The following is a 21,602-nucleotide window of genomic DNA, read 5'->3' as shown; positions in this document are numbered from 1 at the left end:
CATCAACGCCACCAGCAGAAGCAGCCAGATGAAGCGTTCCGTTCCCTTCGAGATATTCCGCTACGCCGCGATCCTCGCGGCGATCGCGGTGACGTTGGTGCCGATCCTTTGGATGGTTTCGATGGCGTTCAAGCCGATCGCCGAATGGTCGGCGACCGGCGCCGACCTGACATGGTGGCCGAAGAACCCGACGCTCAGCAATTTCCAGTTCGTGTTCGGCGAGTCCACGAACAATCTGATCGTGGCGCTCGATCGCACCGCGCTGAAGCCGATCCTGTCATCGCTGCTGTCGGCGGTGTTCGGCACACTGATTGCCATGTCGGCGGGAACGGCGGCGGCTTACGGACTGTCACGCTTCGGCTCCGGCCAGAACCTGCCGCTGGCGCTGATCCAGCTCAGGCTGTTTCCGCCGATGGCCGTCATGATCCCGGTCATGATCATGTGGTCGTTCCTGAATTTCACCGACAGCTGGTGGGGGCTGGCGCTGATCTACGGCATCGTCACCTTGCCGTTCGCCTTCTGGCTGATGAAGACCTTCTTCGACGACATGCCGCGCGAGATCGAGGAAGCCGCCCTGGTCGAAGGCTGTTCGCGGCTGCGCGTCTTCACGCGCATCACGCTGCCGATGATGCGCGCGCCGCTGGCGAGTGCTGCGCTGTTCGTGTTCATCCTCAACTGGTCGGATTACCTGATCGCGTTGCTTCTGACGACGCGCGAATGGGTGACCATACCCGTCTACATGGCTTCGCTGTCGTCCTCGATGACAGGCCAGCTTTACGGCGCCAAGGCAGCGCTTGGGCTCATCGCGGCGGTGCCGCCGGTCATCATGGGCATCGCCATCCAGCGCCACCTGGTGCGCGGGCTGACCTTCGGAGCGCTCAAGCAATGAGCGCGGTGACGGCGACGATTTCGGAGGACGAGATGGACGCGCGGACAAAGCCGGCCTTGCGCGACGAAGGCGCGCGGCTTGGCTTCCGGCTGACCCTGCCGGCGCAGATCCTGGTGCTCTTCATCTCGGCCTTTCCGCTGTTGATGCAGCTCTACATCAGCGTCACCGACTGGTCGCCGCTCTCCGGCCTCGGCTGGTGGAACGCCTGGGAGATGTGGAACAGTTTCGCCAACTACACCGATCTCGCCGCCGATGCCCGCTTCTGGAGCGCGCTGAAGCGCACGGCGATCGTCATGGTCGTCTGCGTGCCGGCGGAGTTCCTGCTCGGCCTCGCGCTGGCAACACTGTTCGCCGACGACTTTCCGGGCAAGCGCATCTTCTATTCGATCCTGCTGATGCCGATGATGGTTGTGCCCGCGGTCGCCGGCTACATGTTCTTCATGCTGTTCCAGTCGGGCGGCCCGGTGAACGACATCCTGTCGACCATCACGGGTACGCCCGTCACCATCGCCTGGCTGTCGGACCCGACGCTGGCCTTGATCGCGGTCATGATCGCCGACATCTGGCAGTGGACGCCGCTGATGTTCCTGATCCTGCTTGCCGGGCTGGTCGGCGTGCCAGAAGACCAGATCAAGGCGGCGACGCTGCTTGGCGCCAATCCCTGGCAGCGCTTCACCACCATCGTGCTGCCGAAGATGAAGACCATCATCATCATCGCGCTGGCGATCCGGGTGATCGAGAACTTCAAGATCTTCGACACGCTCTACATCATGACCGGCGGCGGCCCGGGCGTCGCGACCGAGACGATCTCCGTCTATATCTACAAGGTCACCACGCAGGATCTGATCTGGGGCTATGTCGCGGCGATCGCGCTCGCCATCCTGATCGCGCTCTCCATCGTCGCAGTTTTCGCCATGAAGCGCATGGCGCGGGCGAGGCAGGTGCCGGCATGAGCGCCATTCACCTCAAGAACCTAGTCAAGACGTTCGGCGATTTCACCGCGCTGAAGACCATGGACCTCGACATAGCCGACGGCGAGTTCATGGCGCTGCTCGGACCCTCGGGCTGTGGCAAGTCGACGACGATGAACATGATCGCCGGCATGGAAGAACCGACCAGCGGCAAAATCCTCTTTGGTGAGCGCGACATGGCCGGCGTGCCGATGGGCCGGCGCGGCGTCGGCTTCGTGTTCCAGAACTACGCGATCTTCACCCATATGACAGTGCGCCAGAATCTCGCCTACGGGCCGAGAATGCGCGGCGCCGCGAGAGCCGAGATCGACCGGCGCGTCGGCGCGATCGCCGAACTCCTGCAACTGACACCGCTGCTCGACCGCAAGGCGGACCGGCTGTCCGTCAACATCCTGCAGCGCGTGGCGATCGGCCGTTCGGCGATCATGGAGCCGGCGATCTTCCTGCTCGATGAGCCGCTGTCCAATGTCGACGCGGCCTTCCGGGCGGTGATGCGCACCGAACTCAAGCAATTGCAGCGCCAGTTCCGGCAGACCATGGTCTATGTCACCCACGACCAGCTCGAAGCCATGACCATGGCCGACCGCATCGCGGTCATGGACCACGGCGTGCTGCAGCAGGTCGGCACGCCGCTCGAGGTCTACAACAATCCGGCCAACGTCTTCGTCGCCCGCTTCATCGGCGCGCCCGGCATGAACCTGATCAAGGGCAGGCCGTCGGAAAGCGATCGCGGGCTTGTCGTCGATCTTGGAGCGCTGGGTGTTTCGCCGCCGTTGCCGGACGACCTCGCGTCCGCCCTGCGCGGTGCGCGCGGCGACGTGCTCTACGGCTTCCGGCCCGAGCAGGTGGCGCTGGCGCCGGACGGGCGTGGGCTCGCCCTGCCGGTCACCTTCGTCGAGCGCATCGGCGCGCGGACTATCGTCCATCTCGGCGAAGGCGAGGGCGCGGTGAAGGCGGTCTTCGACAATGACGTCGGGCTCGCGATCGGGCAGACCGCGATCGTGGCGCCGGAAGCGGCGTCAGTGCGCCTGTTCGATGCATCGACCGGCCGCGCCATAAGGGCGGGAGGCTAAGATGTTGGCCCAGCAGTATTTCGCCAAGTCGGCGCTGCCCCTCACCCTTACCCTCTCCCCGCATAGAGACGGGGAGAGGGGGCGTCAGCGTTGGAGCGCTTCCCTTCTCCCCGTCGCTCTACGGGGAGAAGGTGCCGGCAGGCGGATGAGGGGCGGCGCCGGCGCTTGCTGCCTGTCAACGACCCGTGGAGCAGCCTGAGCCATGGCCAACATCGTCTTTCGCAATGTGACCAAACGCTACGGCGGCACGCTTGCCGTCGACGACGCTTCGTTCACGGTCAACGACAACGAATTCTTCTGTTTTTTCGGGCCGCCGCTGTCGGGCAAGTCGACGATCCTGCGCCTGGTGCTCGGGCTGGAGACGCCAGACTCAGGCGAAATCCTGATTGGCGGCAGGCCGGTCAACGCGGTGTCGCCGGCCGAGCGCAATGTGGCGATGGTGTTCCAGAACCTGGCGCTGTTCCCGCATATGAGCGCGCGCGACAATGTGCGCTTCCCGCTGGTCGAGCGCAAAGTCGCCGAGCCTCAGATCGAAAAGCGCGTCGCCGACGTCGCCGCCAAGCTGCATATCGGTCACATCCTGCACAAGCCGCCGGCGCAGCTTTCCGGCGGTGAGCGGCAGCGCGTGGCGATCGCACGCGCCCTGGTTCGCGATCCCAACGCCTATCTGATGGACGATCCGATCTCGGCGCTCGATGCGCGGCTGCGCGAGGAGACGCGCGTCGAGCTGAAGCGTATCCAGCGCGAACTCGGGAAGACGCTGATCTATGTCACGCACGACCAGGAAGAGGCGATGTCGATCGCCGACCGCATCGCCATCCTTGACAATGGCAGGATCAGGCAGATCGGCGCGCCCGCGGAGATCTATGACCGCCCAGCCAGCACCTATGTGGCGCGGCTGCTTGGCTCGCCGGTCATGAATATCCTGAAATCGGTTCGTGGAGAGGGCGCCGTAGAAGCCGCCGAAGGCAGGATCCGGATTGCCGACACGGCAGCCCCCGTCGATGCCGTCGAGATCGGGCTGAGGCCGGAGGATATCAAGGTCAGGCCGTGGCCCGTTGATGGAAAAGACGATCGCGGCCAGGGCCGCCCGGCGCTTGTGTTCGAGGTCGAGCCGCTTGGCGGCTATACCGTGGTGACGCTCGCCGCCGGACAGGCGCGGCTGAAGGCCCTGTTGCGCGGCCAGCCCGACATCAGGCCGGACGCGATGGTGGCGATATCCTGCGAGCCGGGACGCGTGCATTATTTCGGACAGAGCGGGGGAGCGCTGGCACGATGACCGCGGCCGCGAGGACAGAGTTTCGGGAGGAAGACATGACAGGCAAAGGCTTCGAGCCGGACGTGAAGGTCCGCACGAAAGAATACCGGATCGGCTGCGTCGGCGCCGGCATGATCATGGCCGAGTGCCATCTGGCCGCCTACAAGGAGGCAGGGTTTCCGGTGGTGGCGATCGCCTCGCGCACCAGGGCGAATGCGCAGAAGGTGGCCACACGCTGGGGCATCCCGACGGTGCACGACACGCCCGAGCAACTGATCGAGGACACCAATGTCGACATCATCGACCTTGCCTTTCCGCCCGACCAGCAGCCGGCGCTGATCCGCCATGCGCTGAAGCAGAAGCACATCAAGGCGATCCTGGCGCAGAAGCCCCTGGCGCTGTCGGTCGAGGAGGCCGTCAGCCTGCGTGACGAGGCGGCGGCATCCGGCAAGATTCTCTCGGTCAACCAGAACATGCGCTACGACCAGTCGATGCGGGTCCTGAAGCAGATCATGGACAGTGGCGCGCTGGGCAACATCGTCTTCGCGCAGATCGACATGCATGCCATCCCGCACTGGCAGACCTTCCTCCAGGGGTACGATCGGCTCACGCTCGCCAATATGAGCGTGCATCACCTCGACGTGCTGCGCTTCCTGTTCGGTGATCCCGACGAGATCACCACGCTGACCCGCAAGGATCCGCGCACGACATTCGATCATTCCGACGGCATCACCGTCTCGACGCTGCGCTTCCCCTCGGGCGTGTTTGCCGTGTCGCTGGAGGACGTCTGGTCCGGCCCGCGTCAGGAAGGCTACAAGGACGACCAGCACATCAACTGGCGTGTCGACGGCACCAAGGGCGTCGCCAAGGGCACGATCGGCTGGCCGACGGGCGCCGCCTCGACACTGACCTACGCCTCGGCCGAGACGACCGGCGGCGAATGGGTGAGCCCGAGCTGGGAGACGATGTGGTTTCCGCATGCCTTCATCGGCGTCATGGAGCAGCTGCAGCACGCGGTGAAGACGGGCACGCCGCCGGCGCTGTCCGTCGCCGACAACGTCAAGACCATGGCGCTGGTCGAAGCGGGATACCGGTCGATGGCCTCGGGCCGCACTGTCAGGCTTTCCGAAATCGCCATCTGATCACCCCAACCGAAACACCAGACAACTGAATCGCTTACAGGGAGGAATTCACATCATGATGCAGGCAGGTATTTTCACGGGCTATTTCCCGTACGGCCTCGAAGAGACGGCGAAGAAGATCCGCTCGCTCGATTTCAATACGGTGCAGCTCGACCTGCATTTTAGGGATGTCGACCTGTCGGCCGGGCAGATCACCAAGGACAAGGCCAAGAAGGTGCGCGACGTCTTTCGCGACCACAATCTGCCGATCTGCTGCGTGTCGGGCTACACCAACATCATCCATCCCGACAAGGCGGAGCGCGACAGGCGCGTCGGTTATCTCAAGGAGATCATCCGCAACGCCCGCCATTTCGGCAGTCCTTACGTGATCTCGGAGACCGGCACCTACAACACCGAATCCGACTGGGTGCATCACCCGAAGAACAAGACCGAGGAAGGTTTCGAGGAGTGCCGCAAGGTGATCGCCGACCTTGCCCAGACGGCCTATGACCACGGCGCGGTCTTCCTGCTTGAAACCTATGTCAACAACGTTGTCGGCTCGGTCGAGGAAACGGTGCGGATGTTCGCGCAGGTCGATCATCCCGGCCTTGGCCTGCTGATGGACCCGACCAACTATTTCGAGACGCACAACATCGACAGGATGGACCAGATCCTGAACCAGGTGTTCGACACGCTGACCGACAAGATCAAGATCGCTCACGCCAAGGACGTCAAACGCTCGGGCAGCGACAAGTCGGAAAAGCATGCCGATATCGGCGACGACAATGCCATGGAGAGCCATACGTTCCGCGGCGTCGGTGAAATCGAGCTGCCGGCGCCGGGCCTCGGCTCGCTCAACTACGACCTCTATCTCCAGCGGTTGGCGCAGAAGCATCCGAACATCCCCGTCATCATCGAGCATCTGGCCGAGGACGATGTGCCGCGCGCCAAGAAGTTCCTCGACGGCAAGTTCCGCGCCAACGGTCTGTGATGGCCGCCGCGTCCCCGGTGTGGTGGCGCGGCTCCAACAAAGGGAGGAAAGAATGTTGAACATCGCTTGGAAATTGGCGGCCGCCGCGACAGTGCTCGCCGGCGTCGTCCTCGGCACGGCAGCGCAGGCGCAGGATGGCAAGAAGACCTTCTACCTGCTTTCGCATGGCGGCCCGTCCGACGCTTTCTGGATCGACTGGAACGCGGGCGCGACAAAAGCCTGCGACCAGCTCAAGGTGACCTGCAAGATCTCCTTCAGCGGCGGCGACATGGCAGCGCAGAAGGAGGCTTTCAACTCGGCATTGGCGGCCAAGCCCGACGGCATCGCCACCACCTCGGCGCAGCCCGGCCTGTGGACCGAGGAAGTGAAGGCGGCCAAGGCCGCCGGCATTCCGATCGTGTTCTTCAACACCGACGATCCGGCGACGGGCCGCCAGGCCTATGTCGGTGCCGACCTCAAGGAGGCCGGCGCGATCTGGGCCAAGTACCTGGTCGACCACAAGATGGTGAAGCAGGGCGACAAGGTGTTTCTGCCGGTGGAAGTTCCCGGCGCCAGCTATCAGCAGCTGGAAACCGAGGGCATCGCCAGCGTTTTCGATCCGCTGGGGATCAAATACGACGTCGTCGATTGCGGCACCGATCCGGCCGGGATCATCGCCAAGATGACCGACTATATGGTCGCCAACAATCCGCCGGCGATCATCGCGCTGGGCGATTCCGTTGCGGCCAGCGTCAAGCGGGTATTCGACGGCGCCGGCGTGCCGGCCGGCAAGATCCCGGTCGTCGGCTGGGGCAATTCCAAGGAGACGGCGCAGGCCGTCAAGGACGGCTTCGTCAACGCCGCCGCCTGGCAATACCCATCGGCGCAGGGCTTCATGCCGGTGGCGCTGCTCGGCCTCGCCGCCTCGGGCGAGCCGATCGGCTACGACATCCACACTTTCGGTCTCTACGACGCCTCCAGCGTCGACCCGATCCTGAAGCTCTACGACAAGAAATGAGAAAGCCAGCGCCCGCCGTGAAAGCGGCGGGCGTCTTTCAAGCATGGTCCATTCCGTCATGACAATTGCCGCAGAAGACGATGCGCCGCGAGTGAAGGGCAGGTCCAGCCTGCTGCGCTCGCCGCAATTCTCCTCCTTCATCATCCTCGTCGTCCTGCTGGCGGTGTTCGCTGTCGCCGACGCCAATTTCCTGTCGCCGCTCAACATCTCCAACATGATGGCGTTCCTGCCCGAGCTCGGCATCATCGCGCTCGGCATGACGCTGCTGTTGACGGCCGGCGAATTCGACCTGTCCGTCGGCGCGGTGTTCGGACTGGCGCCGGTGTTGGTAATGCTTCTGGTGCAGAATGGCGGGTGGGATATCGGTGTCGCCCTTCTGGCCGGGCTTCTGCTCTGCATCGCGATCGGCGCGATCAATGGGCTGATCGTCACCAAGATCGGCATCTCCTCCTTCCTTGTGACGTTGTCGATGCTGCTCGTGGTGCGTGGCGCCGCCCTCTACATCACGCAAGGGTTTCCGCTGAAGTCCTGGGACCAGCCCGGCTTCTTCGTCACGCTGCTCGCCGGCAGCTTCAATGTCGGCTCGTTCCGCTTCTACACCTCGCTATGGTGGTTCATCGGCCTGTCGCTGTTTGCGATCTACATCCTGCGCTACGCCAAGCTCGGCAACTGGATCAGCGCCATCGGCTCCAATCGCAACGCGGCGGTGGCGCGCGGCGTGCCGGCCGATGCGGTGAAGATCTGGCTGTTCATCGCGACCTCGGTGCTGGCCGGCCTTGCCGGCATGATCAGCGCCTTCCGCATCTCGGCGGCCTCGCCGGTGGCTGGCACCGGCTATGAGCTGGAGGTCATTGCAATGGTGGTGGTCGGCGGCACGGCGCTGACCGGCGGGCGCGGCACCATACTCGGCACCATCGTCGGCGCACTGATGCTGCGCGCCATCCGCAACGGCATCGTGCTGATCGGCGTGCCGGGGCTGGCCTACAACATCTTCGTCGGCCTGATCATCCTGGCCATGCTCATTCTGCACGCATTGTTGCAGAAGAACGCCGCAAGGAGCTGACGATGGAGGTGCTGCGGCTACAGAACCTGCAAAAATCCTTCGGCAGCGTACGCGCGCTGAAGAATGCCTCGCTGACCCTGCGGGAAGGCGAGGTGGTGGCGCTGCTCGGCGACAATGGCGCCGGCAAATCGACGCTGATCAAGGCGATCTCGGGCGTGTTCCCAATCGACCGCGGCGATATCTATGTGCGCGGCGAAAAGGTTTCGATCCGCTCGACCCGCGATGCGATGGACCTCGGCATCGAGACCATCCACCAGGACACGTCGCTGGCGCCGGATCTCAGCATCGCGCGCAATCTTTTCCTCGGCCGCGAGCCGGTCAATTTCGGCTGGCTCGGCGTGTTCGCACCGCTCGATCTGGCCAAGTTGCGCAAGGCTGCCTCAGAGCTGCTCAAGCGCGTCGGCATTTCGAAGAAGCTCGACGCCGATGCGCTGGTCTCGACGCTGTCGGGCGGCGAGCGCCAGTCGATCGCCATTTCGCGCGCCATGCAGTTCGCCGCCAAGGTCATCATCCTCGACGAGCCGACCAACAATCTCGGCGTCGAGGAAACCCACGGCGTGCTGCGCTTCGTCAAGGAAGTGCGCGATGCCGGCCATTCGGTGCTGCTCATCACCCACAACATCCACCACGTGTTCCAGGTCGCCGACCGCATCGTCGTCATGCGGCGCGGCGAGATCGTCGCCGAACAGACGGTCGCCGACACCGACCTCTTGACCGTGGAAAGCATCATCACCGGCGCCGACATGTCGGCCCTGCTCAAAGAGGCGAGGGCAAGGTGAGGGGCGTCGCATGGTAGAGCTTTACGGCAAGAGCCTGTCGCGGCGGCAAGTGGCGGAACGGTCCGGCATGCTGTCGCAATTCGCCGGCGTGCGGCTGATGACGCTGGGCGACGGCGTCGAGCGCGGTATCCGCATGCTGGAGTTCCGCACCGGTTCGGGCCTGCGCTTCACCGCGCTGGTCGACCGGGCGCTCGACATCGCGGATTGCGAGTACAAGGGCCAGGCGATCGGCTGGCATTCGCCGAGTGGTTTCCGCAATCCCGCGCTGCATGAGTATGAAGGGGAAGGGGGGCTGGCCTGGGCGCGCTCCTTCTCCGGCCTGCTCGTCACTTGCGGCCTCGACCACATATTGGGCCGCGAAAACGTGCCGGCTGGAAACTACAACTACCCCGGCAAGAGCACCGTGGTGCATTCGCTGCACGGCCGCGTCGGCACCATTCCGGCGCGGCTGACCGGCTATGGCGAACGCTGGGAGGGCGACCGCTGCGTGCTTTGGGCCGAGGGCATCGTCCAGCAATCGGCGGTATTCGCAGAGGACCTGCATCTCATCCGCCGCATCGAGGCCGATGTCGGCGGCAACGAGATCCGGCTCTGTGACCGCGTCGTCAATCGCGGCTTCAACCGCACGCCGCATATGTATTTCTACCACGTCAATGTCAGCCATCCCTTGCTCGACGAGGGCGCGCGTTATGTGGCGCCGATCCGCGACGTGGTGTGGGCCGGCCATGCCGGTGAGCGCTACGAGGCGCAGAAAGTCGGTTACCGCACGGCGCCGGCGCCAAGGATGGGCTTCAGCGAGCAGGTCTGGCAGCACGAGATGGGCGCCGGTGCCAACGGCGAGGTGCCGGTCGCGGTGATCAATGACCGGCTTGGCCTCGGCTTCGAAGTGGTGACCCGCAAGGACCAGCTGCCCTGCGCCTATCAATGGCAGAATTTCCAGGCTGGGCAGTATGCGCTGGGCATCGAACCTTCGACCCATCATGTGCTCGGCGATCTCGCCGCGCGCGAACGCGGCGAGATGATCTGGCTGGAGCATGATGAAGGCCGGTCTTACGATGCCGTGTTTCGTGTGCTTGACGGCGCCGGCGAGATTGCTGAAGCCGAGGGCAGGATCGCGGCTATCGCGCGCCAGCCCGGGCAGGATTATCCTCAGCCGTCCGGAAACTTCCCAAGACTGACGGGCAGGGCATGAGCGTATATTTTCAAAGCAAGCCCTCCGGCCGGCGGACCGGATTGCCAGCGATGCATAGAGATTGGAGGTCGCTGTGACGACGATGGCAAGAAAACGCGACTACAGCCTGGTCGGCGAAAGCACCCGACGGGCGATCGAGACCGGGCTCGCCTCGGCCGAGTGGTATCATACCGACGTGCCGCGCAAGGCGATGAAGGAGCTGATGCAGCGCTCCGATGGTCCGGCTATCCGCGACACCATCATCTGGATCGCCGCGATCCTGGGCTCGGCCGCCGGTATCGTCTGGTTCTGGGGCACGTGGTGGGTGGTGCCGTTCCTGTTCGTCTATGGCGTGCTCTACGGCTCGTCGAGCGACTCGCGCTGGCACGAATGCGGCCACGGCACGGCTTTCCGCACGCGCTGGATGAACGACGTCGTCTATCACATCGCTTCGTTCATGCTGATGCGCAATCCCGTACAGTGGCGCTGGAGCCATGCGCGCCACCACACAGACACGATCATCGTCGGCCGCGATGCCGAGATCGCCGTCATGCGGCCGCCGGACCTGTTGAAGGCCGGGCTCGCCTTCACCGGGATTCTCGACTTCCGCTATTCGCTGCCGACGCTGGTGCGCCAGGCCTTCGGCAAATTGTCGGACGACGAGAAGAGCTACATTCCCGAGATGGAACTCAACAAGGCTGTCGTGGCGGCCCGCTGGCACGTCGCCATCTATGTCGCGACGATCGCGCTTGCGATCGCCCTGCGTTCATGGATACCGCTGGTGCTGGTCGGCCTGCCGCGCCTCTACGGCACCTGGCACATGGTGACGACGGGCCTGCTGCAGCATATCGGGCTCGCCGACAATGTCGTCGACCACCGGCTCAACACGCGAACCGTCTACATGAACCCGATCAGCCGGTTCATCTACTGGAACATGAATTATCACGTCGAGCATCACATGTTCCCCATGGTGCCCTACCACGCGCTGCCAAGGCTGCACGAACTGATCAAGCACGACCTGCCCGAGCCGAATCTATCCATGTGGCACGCCTATCGCGAGGTTTGGCCGGTGCTGCTCAGGCAGCTGAAATACGAGGATTTCTATCTCAAGCGTGAATTGCCGCCGACGGCCAGGCCCTATCGCGGCGAATTCCATGAGGTCGACATGTCGGCGGCGGCCGAATAGCGGTCGCGCACGATTGCGGGAGAACGAGAATGGCCGACTGGATCGAGGCGTGCGCGGTGGACGATGTCGAGGAAGAAGATGTCATCCGCTTCGACCATGACGGGCGAACCTTCGCCATCTATCGGTCTCCCGACGATGAATTCTTCGCCACCGATGGTTTCTGCACCCACGAGAAGACGCATCTCGCCGACGGGCTTGTCATGGACGACATCATCGAATGCCCCAAGCACAATGGCCGCTTCAACTACAAGACCGGCCAGGCCAAGGGCGCGCCGGTCTGCGTCAATCTCGCGACCTATCCGGTGAAAGTCGATGCCGGCAAGGTGATGATCCAGATCTGAAGTGCGGCAGGATCAGCCCAGCCGGCGCCGCGACAGCCAAGCAGACATGAGGAGTTTTTGATGAGCCGAAAGAGACCGACCGTAGCCGACCTGCGCGCCATGAAGGGCAAGCGCCAATTGACCATGCTGCGCGTGCTGACGCTGGACGAGGCGCAGGCCGCCGAGCGGGCAGGGGTCGATATCGTCTCGGTGCCGCCCGAACTGGTGCTCAACCCCGAGTACCGTGATGCCGCGCCCAGCCTGTTCACCATGCCCGGCGAAAACTTCTTCGAGATCGGTACGGCCGACGACTTTGTCCGCTGGGCCTTCCGGCTCTACAAGGCCGGGGCTGACGCGGTCTATTGCAGCGCCGGCTACGCCACCATCAAGCGGATGGCCGACGATGCCATACCGGTCATTGGCCATGTCGGCCTGATCCCCTCCCGCGCGACCTGGACCGGCGGCTTCAAGGCGGTCGGCAAGACCGCCGAGACCGCCATGCAGGTTTTCGAGGCGGTGAAGCAGCTCGAGGCGGCAGGCGCCATCGGCGCCGAGATCGAGGTGGTGCCGGTGGAGGTCGCCAAGGCGATCTCGGAGCGCACGCCGCTGATCATGCTGTCGATGGGCGCGGGCACGGGCTGCGACGCGCAATATCTGTTCGCCGAGGACATTCTCGGCACCAATCGCGGCCACATGCCGCGCCATTCCAAAGTCTACCGCAACTTCGCCGCCGAGTATGACCGGCTGCAGGCCGAACGGGTGGCGGCATTCTCCGAATATGTCGCCGACGTCAACAGCGGCGCCTATCCCGAGGACAGGCACGTCGTGCACATGGACCCGACCGAGCTGCGGCTGTTCCTGGACAAGGTCGGCGCGAGATAGAGACGGTCAGGAGCGTGCGGCAGCGGAGGCTGGCGAGACCGCGAAGGCGGGTCTCGGCGCCAGCGCCGCACCGATAAGCCCGGCCTGATTGGAGAGCGCCGAACGCAGCACGGGAACGCCCTTGGCCGGCTGATGCCAGACATGCTGCCTGACGGCGGCAACCAGATTGTTCCAGTAGGGGCCGGAATCCGCGACGACGCCTCCGCCGATGATGATCGCTTCGGGATCGAGCGTGTTGACGAGCAAGGCGAGGGCCGAGCCCAGGACGCGACCACCGGCGGCCAGCACGGCGATGGCATCCTGCGAGCCCGATCCGGCCGCTGCCGTCAGTTCATGCACGGCGTTGACCTGCAGACCCCTGCGCTGCGCCAGCGCAACAAGGCCCGAGCCGCCGCTGACCTCCTCGACCAGCACGGAGCCGGCCATTTCCGGCAGGCTGAGATCGACCGGGCTCATGCCGAGGCTGTAAACCCAGCCATGCGCGCCGACATAGCATTCGGCGCCGTTCATCAGCACGCTGGCGATGCCGGTTCCGGCGTTGACATAAATCCAGTGACCACGTCCCCGGCCATGCCCGAAAAGCGCCTCGGCGCTGGCCGCGGCGCGGATATCGGAATCGACCGCGACGTCGCCGAAATCATGGAAGGCATCGCGGATCTGCTGCCGGGTTATGTCGATGCGATGGCTGCTGGCGATCTCGCCGTCGCGGTCGATCAGTTCGCAGATGCCGATGCCCAGCGGGCGCGGCTTGTCGAAACGCTCCGCCATCCGTGTCGCGGTGCTGGCGATGTCCTCCAGAAACGCCGCGCCGGTCCTGCCGCGCGGCGGCGTTGGCACAAGCGTGCCGTGCAGGACCGTGCCACTGCCCCGGTCGACGATGCCGATGGCAGTCTTGCTGCCACCGATATCAACGCCGATCGCAATGTCCTGAGAGGCGCTCACCGCTTTCACTGCCGCTGCAGATAGTGCGGCGCGACACCGAAGACGAACACGGCCGGCTCACCGCCCATGTTCCAGTATTGATGCGCGGTTCCGGCCGGGGTGAAGAAGCCGTCGCCGGGGTGGAGTTCGAACCAGGTGCGGCCTTCATTCTCAGGCACGTGGACACGCAGCACGCCCGACGTGACATAGAGGCACTCGTCGCCGCCATGTTTCTGCGGCAGTGACGGGCGCCCCGACATGACGGTGGTGCGGCCGACGGTGAGCTGGTCGGTCGAGGCGAACAGGCCGGTCAGCACGCCCTGGTCGGCGCCGTCGAGTTCCCACAGCAGGTCGGCCTCGCGGATGACGCGCATGGTCGCCTTTTCCTGTGCCCTGGCCGAGGCCATCGGCCAATCCCCGATCAGTTCCTTGCGCTGGTAGATGGAGTTTTCGACATAGGGCCGCGACTTCGCGTAGGGGTTCGACGTGCCGGTCGAGGGCGGTGGCGCGAAATATTCGAGCACCTGCAACGGTTCGTCGGACAGGCTGAAGCCGTGATGCCAGGTGTCCTTGCGAAAGAAGATCGCCTCGCCCTTTTTGGCGACGTGCACTTCGCCGGTTTCGGGATTGGCCGAGCCATAGGTGCCGCTCAGCACATAGAGCACCTCGTCGGCGCCGAACACGGTGGGGCGGTCCTTCGAGTGCCGGAAGGCGCCATGCGGCGGCAGCCCGAACACCAGCTGATGGATCTTGTCGGTCGAGGCGTAGATGTAGTCGTCGACGAAGCCGGTGGCCTCGTCGCCCCACAGGAAGCGCGTCACGCTCTGGTACGGAATCTCCGTCGCTTCGGTGAATGTCGGGCGCGGGGATTTCTTGTAGCTCATGGCGCGGCTGCCTCTCGAATTATGCGTTGACATTGATTATGCGTTGACATTGAACTGACTGGTCAGTACAAAAATCATGTACCGGCCAGTCAGGAAAAACGCAACATGAAAAATGACAAGCCCAAGCGAAGCACGCGGGACCGCATCCTGGACGCGGCCGAGATCGTGGTGGAGAAGGATGGCGTCAGCAGCCTGACCTTCGACGCCGTCGCGGCGCAGGCTGGCGTCAGCAAGGGCACGACGCTCTATCATTTCGGCAGCAAGGATGCGCTCGCCCAGGCGATGATCGAACGCTTCGTCATGCGCTTCGATACCGCATGGGCCGAAGCCATCTGCGACGACCAGGACACGCTGGGGCGCAACACGCGGTCCTATGTCGTTGCCACGCGCCATGGCGAAGCGATCACCGGCAAGGCGTTCAGCAAGGTCAACGGCGCCATCACCGCCGCGCTCGCCAATTTTCCCGAGAAGGTGGAGATCGTGCGCCAGCAGGGCGCCCGCCATCAGCGCGCCATCGAGGCCGACGGGCTCGATCCGGTGCTCGCAACCATCATCCGCATGGCCAATGACGGCATGTGGTTCGCCGAGAGCTTCAATCTGATGCGCTACGACGAGGACCTGAAGGATGCCGTGGAGCAGCGGCTTCTGGCGTGGACGCGCGGCGAGGGCCTGCCGGGCCAGATCCCGGCGCGCCGGGAGGAGGCCGCTTCCACGGCGAAGGCCCCGAACAAGAAAAAATAAGGAGAGGAACCGACATGACGAAACTGGATGAACTGTTTTCCCGCGTGCGCCTCGACCGAAGGTCGCTGCTTGCGGGCGCCGCCGCGACGGTGGCGGCTGGCACCCTGGCCGGGTCGCGAGGCGCAAGGGCCGCGACGACGCTGAACTGGATGGGCTGGCAGGGTTATGACACCGCGCTGAAGCAGGGCACTTTCCTGGCCGACAACGGTATCGACCTCGCCACCACCTACATCGCCGGCAATGAGGAGATCATCACCAAGCTGCAGGCCGGCGGCTCCGTCGACCTCGCCACCATCTATTTCGGCCATGTCCCGATCATGGTCGGCGCCGACCTGATCGAGCCGATCGATGAAAGCCTCGTGCCTGACCTGGCCAAGATCTTCCCGCGCTTCCTCGATGTCGATTCGATCCGGCACGACGGCAAGCTCTACGCGGTGCCCTTCACCTGGGGAACGCTGCCCATGGTCTATGATCCGGCCGCCATCCCCGACGCGCCGACCTCGTGGAAGGATTGCCTGAAGGACGAATACAAGGGCAAGGTGGCGCTGACCGACGACATTTCGGGGCTGATCTCCACCTGGTCGCAGATCGTGACGGGAACCAAGACGCCCACCCGGCTGACGACGGCGGAACTGAAGGAGACGGTCGACTTCCTGATCAAGATCAAGAAGGAACATGCCCGTACCTTCTCGCCAAACTATGGCGAGGCGACCGACCTGTTCGCGCGCGGCGAGGTGGTGATCTCGGCCATAGGCTGGGACGCGCAGGTCGGCTTCGCCGACAAGAAGGGCAAGAAACTCGCCTATGTGCTGCCCGGCGAAGGCGCCATGGCCTACATGGACACGATCGTCATTCCCAAGAGCGCGGCCAACCGCGATCTCGCCTACAAGGCGCTCGCCCAGGCGGTCTCGCCCAAGGCGCAGGCCGTGCTCGCCGCCGAACTGACGCAGGCTGTCGTCAACGGCGATGCCGTGGCGCTGGTCGATGACGCCAATCGCGCCATCTATCAGTACGGCAATCTCGACAAACTGCTCGAACGCGCCAAGTTCAATCCCTTCTGGCCGGCCGAAAGCGATGGCACGCACGCCACGTACGATCAGGTCCAGGACGAATACCAGCGTTTCCTGCAAGCATGAACATCGATGTCCCGGCAGGCGGGGAGGCGGCCAAACCGCCTCTCCTGCGCGTTTCAGGGGTAACCAAGCGCTATGGCGCGGCCGTTGCCCTGCATCCTATCGATCTGGAAGTCCGGCAAGGATCGTTCACGGCGATCCTGGGACCGTCCGGCTGCGGCAAGTCCACGCTTCTGCGTCTGATCGCCGGCTTTGCCGAGCCGAGCACGGGCAAAGTCGAGATCGGCGGCCGCGACGTGACCAGACTCGGCCCGGAAAACCGGCCGACCAACATGGTGTTCCAGGGCTATGGCCTGTTCCCGCATATGAGCGTGGCCGAGAATGTCGGCTTCGGCCTGTCGATCGCCCGGCGGCCGCGCCCGGAAATAGATCAGCGTGTCGCCGAGGCGCTGCGGCTGGTCCGGCTGGAAGACTTCGCCAGCCGCCGCATCAGTGCTTTGTCCGGCGGGCAGCAGCAGCGCGTGGCGCTGGCGCGGGCGCTGATCATGCGGCCGCTGATCCTGCTCCTGGACGAGCCGCTCGCCGCGCTCGACCTGAAGCTGCGCCAGGCCATGCAGACGGAGCTGCGCCGCATCCACCGCGAGACCGGCGGCACCTTCATCTTCGTCACCCATGACCAGAGCGAGGCCTTCTCGCTGGCCGATAACCTGATCGTCATGAATGAGGGCCGCATCGAGCAGGCCGGCGTGCCGCAGGACGTCTATATGCGCCCGAACACGCTGTTCGTTTCGCAATTCGTCGGCGACACCAACATCCTGCCCGGCATCCGGCGCGGCGACCATGTGGAACTGGCCCTTGGCGCGCGCTTCTCCTCTCCCGGCCGGCAGGGCCAGACAACTTTCGTGCTGCGGCCCGAAGCGCTGCGGCTCGACGCGGCGACGCCGGCCGGCAGCGCGCCCGAGGGGACGGCCCTCCGCTGCACGGTCGAGGAGATGCTGCTGCTGGGCGGGGAGGCGCGCGTCACCTTGTCGATCGGCAATGGCGAGACACTTGTGGCGCGGCTCAGCGACCCGCGTGACGGTGAGGCGTTTCGGCCAGGCATGACAGTGACGGTGCGCTGGGCCGACAAAGCGCTCAGCGAAGTCGGGGTGGCGGCATGACCGGCTGGCCGCGCGCCCTGCGCCGCGGGCTGGCGCTGTTTCCGGCCTTCGGCATCCTGACCGGCCTGTTCTTCGTGCCGATAGCGCTGCTGTTTGCGGTCAGCTTCTGGTCGGTCAAGTCGTACAGGCTGGTGCCCGGCTTTTCGCCCGACGCCTATGCAAGAACCTTCTCGTTCTACGGGCCGCTCTTCATCTCGACAATGCTGATCGCGGCCGCGGTGGCGCTGCTGTGCGTGACGGTCGGTTTCGTCTTTGCCTATGGCGCGCGTTTCCGTTCCGGGCGTTATGGCGATCTCTTCATCCTCGCCACGATGATCACGCTGTTCGGCGGCTATCTGGTCAAGATCTATTCGTGGAAGGCCATTCTCAGCGCCAACGGCATCCTCAACTCCGCGTTGATCTGGCTTGGCCTGGTCGACGCGCCGGTCACCTGGTTCATCTTCAACCGCGGCGCCGTCATCGTGGCGCTGGCGCATTTCCTGCTGCCCTTCGCCATCCTGCCGATCTACTCGGCGCTGCGCAACGTGCCCGACATCACGCTGGAGGCCGCGCGCGATCTTGGTGCATCGCCGTGGGCGACGCTGGTCAGGGTCGTGCTGCCGCAATGCAAAGCGGGTCTCGTCGCCGCCTTCGCCATCTGTTTTCTCAGTGCCGCCGGCGACTATGTGACGCCGATGTTCCTCGGCGGCGGCAGCGGCATCATGCTCGGCCAGTTCATCGTCAGCGAATTCTCCACGCGCTTCAACTGGCCGGTGGGGGCGGCGATGTCGTTCTCGCTGATGGGGGTGTCGGCGCTGGTCATAGCGGCGGTATGGCTGGCGATCGTGGGGAGGCGCGGGTGATGCGTATCGGGTCTTTCGCCTGGCCGCTGGTGATGGGGCTGCTGTCGGCCTTCCTGCTCGGGCCGCTGGTGCTGGTCGCCGTCTTCTCGTTCAGCTCCAACGCGCTGATCAGTTTTCCGATGGGCGAGCTGACGCTGAAATGGTACCGCGACCTCCTTGCCAATGCGGATTTCCATGCGGCTCTGACCAATTCGCTGGCCATCGCGCTGCCGGTAGCACTCATCTCGACGGTCACCGGCACGCTCGCCGCCTATGCCTTCGCCGAATGGCGCACCCGGCTTGGCCTGCCGCTGCTGGCACTGCTCGGCCTGCCGGTGCTGTTGCCGCCCTTGGTCATCGCCATCTCGCTGGTGGTGCTCTATGTGCGCTGGCTCGGCCTGCCGCTCGGACGCCCGGCGGTCATCGGCGGCCATGTGCTGGTGACGCAGCCGCTGGTCGCCGCCGTCATCGCCTCGCGCATGGCGAGCTTCGACTTCACTGTGCTGGAGGCCGCGAGGGACCTCGGTGCGAGCCGATGGCAGACCTTCTGGAAAGTGACGCTGCCGCAGATGCGGGCGGCGATCGTGGGCGCGGCGCTGATCGCCTTCGCGCTGTCGCTGGACGAATTCATCATCGCGGTTTTCACGATCGGCGGCGGCAACACGATCTCGACCTTCGTCTGGGGCAAGATCAAGACCACGCTCGACCCCTCGATCAACGCCATCGCAACCATCCTGTTGCTGATGACGATCGGCCTGACGCTGATCGCGCTGCGGCTGACGCGCTACCGGGGCTAGCAATCCAGGTGGGAATGTAGGTCTATGCCTGCCAGTTCCCACCGATAAGCGCCGCATGGAGCGCTTCGGCGTCGACGCCGAGCGGACGGTCTTCTCTGAGGGAAGGGAAGAGCGTCCGGATCGCGGTGTGCACGGCTGCCGTGCGTGGCGCCAGCGTCGATCCTTCACGCAGGTCGACGGCCTGCGCCGCGGCCATCAGTTCGAACGCGATCAGCCGCCGCCAAAGAGCGATCATGTCAGTGCATTTCGCAACGGCGAGGGGCGACTGGGTCGCGTGATCCTCGACGCCTTCCGAAACCGGCAGGAAATCGAGCATCACCGGATTGGCCTTGTGGCGGATGGCGGCCAGGATCGACGTCGCCGTCTTCTGCAGCGGCACGAAACCGGCTGAAGCGCCGCCGACCGGTGACAGATATTTGGGCAGGCCGTTGCGGCCGGATCCGGTGAGCTGGATGAAACGGGCCGTCGTCGCGGCAGCGCATTGCGCGATCGCCAGCCCAAGCGTCTCGAAGGCGAGCGAAAGTCCGGCGGTGTGGAAATTGCCTGTCGATATCACCACGCCGTCCTCGCCCAGCACCAGCGGATTGTCCGCGGCGGCGTTGAGCTCGATCTCGACCGCATTCCTTGCCTGATCTATCGCGCCGATCAGCGCGCCATGGATCGAGGGCATGCAGCGGATCGACAGCGGATCCTGGATAGTGGTCGGCGCGGGTGCGTCTTCGCGGGCCAGAAGGTCGTGCAGGGCCTTGGCGGCCTCCTGCTGGCCGGAGGCGGGGCGCGCCATCTGCAGGCGCGGATCGAGGATGGTGCGGTTGGCGCCGATGCCTTCCATGGTCAGTGCGCCGGCCTGATGCTGCTGGGCAATCGCCGACAGCGCATCCGTCACCGCGAGCGCGCCGTTGCCTGCCGAGAAAGCGGACGCGTTGATCAGCGACAGTCCGTCCTTCGGCGCGAGCGCGATCGGGGCGAGGCGCGCCATCATCAGCGCCTTGGCCGCCGGCATGCGCCGGCCCTGATAGTCGGCTTCGCCTTCGCCGATCAGCAGCCGCGCCAGCGCCGTCATCAGAACGAGGTCGCCAGCGCCGATCGAGCCCAGCGAGGGCATGACCGGATGCACGCCGGCATTGAGCGCTTCGACCAGCGCCACGAACACGGCGGGCGAGAGCCCGGAGCCGCCGGCCGACAACATCGCCAGCCGGGCGAGCATGGTTGCCCGCACCGCCTCGACCGGCAAAGCCTCGCCGACAGCGCCGCTGCGGCCCTCCAGCAACTGGCGCTGGAAAGCGCTGGCGTCACCCTCGACCGATGTGCCGAGATTGGCGCCGAGCCCGGTGTTCAGGCCGTAGATCTGCTGGCCGGACGCCGCGGCCTGGTCGAGAACTTTGCGCGCCCTTTCAAGCCTGCCGATGACATCGGGGCCGATTTCAACCTTGCGGGCTTCCCGCGCGACGGCGGCCACATCGCCGGTGCTTACACCGGCTCCGGTGAGGACGAGCGGGCTCATGCGAAACGCAGCCTCTGGCCGATGCCTTGCGCCTGCGCCTTGGCCAGCATGGCCTTGCCGAGCGCGATATCGGACAGCGACAGGCCACGATGCCAGAACAGGATGGTTTCGCCGTCGCTTTCACGCCCGGATTTGAGACCGGCGGCGATCTGGCCGAGCTCGGCATGCAGCGTCTTTTCGCTGAGCCGCCCGGTCTCGACATGGGCGCGCAGCGAGCCGAACTTGCCGCCCTTGCACTGGCCCCAGTCGTCGACCACCATCTTCTGCATGATGTCGGTCAGCGACAGTTCCACCGCGCTCATCGTGCCGTAGGGAACCACCAGCGCGCCGGGCTTGATCCATTCCGTCTTCAGCAAAGGCGTGGGTTCCGAGAGGCGCGAAGCCTCCACGACGATGTCGGCGCCCTCGACGCAGCTTTTCCAATCGCCGACCGCGGTGACCTTCTTGCCGAGATCGGCGGAGAGTTTGGCGGCAAAGCCGTCGCGGCTTTCCGGGCGGCGCGAATGGACGCGGATCTCGTCGAAATCGAAGAGATGGTCGAGCAGGCGAACGTTCCAGTAGGCGGTGCCGCGCGCGCCGATATGGGCGAGCACCTTGGAATTCTTGCGCGCCAGGTGCTTGGCGCCGATCGCGGTGACGGCGCCGGTGCGCATATCGGTGATGACGGTGGCGTCGAGAATGGCGCGCGGCGTGCCGGTGCGCGGATCGAACAGATTGAGGATGCCGAATTCGGAGGGCAGGCCGTGCAGATAGTTGTCGACATAGTCGCCGACGATTTTCACGCCGGCCGCATCGAGCGGGGCGACATAGCCTCGAAGCACGTTGAAATGGCCGTGAAAGGAAGGGTCCGGCTCGAGGTGGACGCGCGGCTCGATCACGGTCTGGCCCTTGCCCTGCGCGACGAGCCCGGCCTCCACGGCGCCGATGATCTCGGCATCCGTCATCGCAAGGGCTTCGATGTCGAGGGCGTTCAGGTAGTCGATATAGATGGGCTTCATGC

At 64.8% G+C, this 21,602-nt stretch carries 22 protein-coding genes; 18 read left to right on the top strand and 4 right to left on the bottom strand.

Annotated features, from left to right (window positions below; translation table 11 throughout):
- Positions 1–28 precede the first annotated feature (28 nt).
- From FFS37_RS28535 to FFS37_RS28470, 13 genes are all read left to right on the top strand, one after another.
- Positions 29–889, top strand: coding sequence for a carbohydrate ABC transporter permease (locus FFS37_RS28535; protein WP_137934312.1), 861 nt, complete (start codon positions 29–31; stop codon positions 887–889).
- Positions 886–1,842, top strand: a complete 957-nt coding sequence (locus FFS37_RS28530; RefSeq protein WP_137934311.1) for a carbohydrate ABC transporter permease — start codon at positions 886–888, stop codon at positions 1,840–1,842. Before FFS37_RS28535 ends, FFS37_RS28530 begins: the two co-directional genes overlap by 4 nt.
- The gene (locus tag FFS37_RS28525; RefSeq protein WP_137934310.1) at positions 1,839–2,933 is read left to right on the top strand and encodes an ABC transporter ATP-binding protein; all 1,095 of its coding nucleotides are present in this window, start codon (positions 1,839–1,841) and stop codon (positions 2,931–2,933) included. The genes FFS37_RS28530 and FFS37_RS28525 overlap by 4 nt, the downstream gene beginning before the upstream one ends.
- Positions 2,934–3,135: 202 nt before the next feature.
- Complete coding sequence (locus tag FFS37_RS28515; protein ID WP_137934308.1) at positions 3,136–4,212, top strand: ABC transporter ATP-binding protein; 1,077 nt, start codon at positions 3,136–3,138, stop codon at positions 4,210–4,212.
- A 35-nt stretch (positions 4,213–4,247) separates the two neighbouring features.
- Positions 4,248–5,333: a Gfo/Idh/MocA family protein gene (locus FFS37_RS28510; protein ID WP_137934307.1), complete on the top strand. Its 1,086-nt coding sequence runs from the start codon at positions 4,248–4,250 to the stop codon at positions 5,331–5,333.
- Between the two features lie 55 nt (positions 5,334–5,388).
- Positions 5,389–6,303 (top strand): sugar phosphate isomerase/epimerase family protein, encoded by a 915-nt coding sequence (locus tag FFS37_RS28505; RefSeq protein WP_137934306.1) that lies wholly within the window; start codon positions 5,389–5,391, stop codon positions 6,301–6,303.
- Positions 6,304–6,355: 52 nt separating this feature from the next.
- Positions 6,356–7,300, top strand: a complete 945-nt coding sequence (locus FFS37_RS28500) for a sugar ABC transporter substrate-binding protein (protein ID WP_137934305.1) — start codon at positions 6,356–6,358, stop codon at positions 7,298–7,300.
- Positions 7,301–7,343: 43 nt separating this feature from the next.
- On the top strand, positions 7,344–8,363 hold the full coding sequence (locus tag FFS37_RS28495) for an ABC transporter permease (RefSeq protein WP_137934304.1): 1,020 nt from the start codon (positions 7,344–7,346) through the stop codon (positions 8,361–8,363).
- Positions 8,360–9,142 carry an ATP-binding cassette domain-containing protein gene (locus tag FFS37_RS28490; protein WP_171026467.1) on the top strand — a complete coding sequence of 261 codons (783 nt, stop codon included), beginning with the start codon at positions 8,360–8,362 and terminating at the stop codon, positions 9,140–9,142. The genes FFS37_RS28495 and FFS37_RS28490 overlap by 4 nt, the downstream gene beginning before the upstream one ends.
- 10 nt (positions 9,143–9,152) lie before the next feature.
- On the top strand, positions 9,153–10,334 hold the full coding sequence (locus tag FFS37_RS28485) for an aldose 1-epimerase family protein (RefSeq protein ID WP_137934302.1): 1,182 nt from the start codon (positions 9,153–9,155) through the stop codon (positions 10,332–10,334).
- 82 nt (positions 10,335–10,416) lie between these two features.
- Complete coding sequence (locus tag FFS37_RS28480) at positions 10,417–11,499, top strand: fatty acid desaturase family protein (protein WP_137934370.1); 1,083 nt, start codon at positions 10,417–10,419, stop codon at positions 11,497–11,499.
- Between the two features lie 29 nt (positions 11,500–11,528).
- Entirely contained in the window at positions 11,529–11,840 is a 312-nt protein-coding gene (locus tag FFS37_RS28475) for a MocE family 2Fe-2S type ferredoxin (protein WP_137934301.1), read from the top strand.
- Positions 11,841–11,900: 60 nt separating this feature from the next.
- A complete protein-coding gene (locus FFS37_RS28470) occupies positions 11,901–12,701 on the top strand; it encodes a 3-methyl-2-oxobutanoate hydroxymethyltransferase (protein ID WP_137934300.1) in 801 nt (266 codons plus the stop codon).
- Between the two features lie 6 nt (positions 12,702–12,707).
- Here FFS37_RS28470 and FFS37_RS28465 read toward each other — a convergent pair whose 3' ends face one another.
- The gene (locus tag FFS37_RS28465) at positions 12,708–13,643 is read right to left on the bottom strand and encodes an ROK family protein (RefSeq protein WP_171026462.1); all 936 of its coding nucleotides are present in this window, start codon (positions 13,641–13,643) and stop codon (positions 12,708–12,710) included.
- Between the two features lie 5 nt (positions 13,644–13,648).
- Positions 13,649–14,506, bottom strand: coding sequence for a cupin domain-containing protein (locus FFS37_RS28460; protein WP_171026461.1), 858 nt, complete (start codon positions 14,504–14,506; stop codon positions 13,649–13,651).
- A gap of 105 nt (positions 14,507–14,611) precedes the next feature.
- Here FFS37_RS28460 and FFS37_RS28455 point away from each other — a divergent pair, with 105 nt between their 5' ends.
- The 5 genes from FFS37_RS28455 to FFS37_RS28435 are packed head-to-tail and all read left to right on the top strand — an operon-like array spanning position 14,612 to position 19,098.
- Positions 14,612–15,247: a TetR/AcrR family transcriptional regulator gene (locus FFS37_RS28455; RefSeq protein WP_137934297.1), complete on the top strand. Its 636-nt coding sequence runs from the start codon at positions 14,612–14,614 to the stop codon at positions 15,245–15,247.
- Between the two features lie 14 nt (positions 15,248–15,261).
- Positions 15,262–16,383, top strand: coding sequence for an ABC transporter substrate-binding protein (locus FFS37_RS28450; protein WP_137934296.1), 1,122 nt, complete (start codon positions 15,262–15,264; stop codon positions 16,381–16,383).
- The gene (locus FFS37_RS28445; protein WP_137934295.1) at positions 16,380–17,480 is read left to right on the top strand and encodes an ABC transporter ATP-binding protein; all 1,101 of its coding nucleotides are present in this window, start codon (positions 16,380–16,382) and stop codon (positions 17,478–17,480) included. The genes FFS37_RS28450 and FFS37_RS28445 overlap by 4 nt, the downstream gene beginning before the upstream one ends.
- Positions 17,477–18,322, top strand: a complete 846-nt coding sequence (locus FFS37_RS28440) for an ABC transporter permease (protein ID WP_137934294.1) — start codon at positions 17,477–17,479, stop codon at positions 18,320–18,322. Before FFS37_RS28445 ends, FFS37_RS28440 begins: the two co-directional genes overlap by 4 nt.
- Positions 18,322–19,098, top strand: a complete 777-nt coding sequence (locus FFS37_RS28435; protein ID WP_171026460.1) for an ABC transporter permease — start codon at positions 18,322–18,324, stop codon at positions 19,096–19,098. The genes FFS37_RS28440 and FFS37_RS28435 overlap by 1 nt, the downstream gene beginning before the upstream one ends.
- 22 nt (positions 19,099–19,120) lie before the next feature.
- Here FFS37_RS28435 and FFS37_RS28430 read toward each other — a convergent pair whose 3' ends face one another.
- Positions 19,121–20,602, bottom strand: coding sequence for an HAL/PAL/TAL family ammonia-lyase (locus FFS37_RS28430; protein ID WP_137934292.1), 1,482 nt, complete (start codon positions 20,600–20,602; stop codon positions 19,121–19,123).
- Entirely contained in the window at positions 20,599–21,600 is a 1,002-nt protein-coding gene (locus FFS37_RS28425; protein WP_137934291.1) for an ornithine cyclodeaminase family protein, read from the bottom strand. The genes FFS37_RS28430 and FFS37_RS28425 overlap by 4 nt, the downstream gene beginning before the upstream one ends.
- Positions 21,601–21,602 lie beyond the last annotated feature (2 nt).

Origin of the sequence: Mesorhizobium comanense (assembly GCF_005503535.1) — a bacterium.
GTDB lineage: Bacteria > Pseudomonadota > Alphaproteobacteria > Rhizobiales > Rhizobiaceae > Mesorhizobium > Mesorhizobium comanense.
The sequence above is the reverse complement of the archived record's forward strand: the minus strand, read 5'-3'. Positions and strand labels throughout refer to the sequence as shown.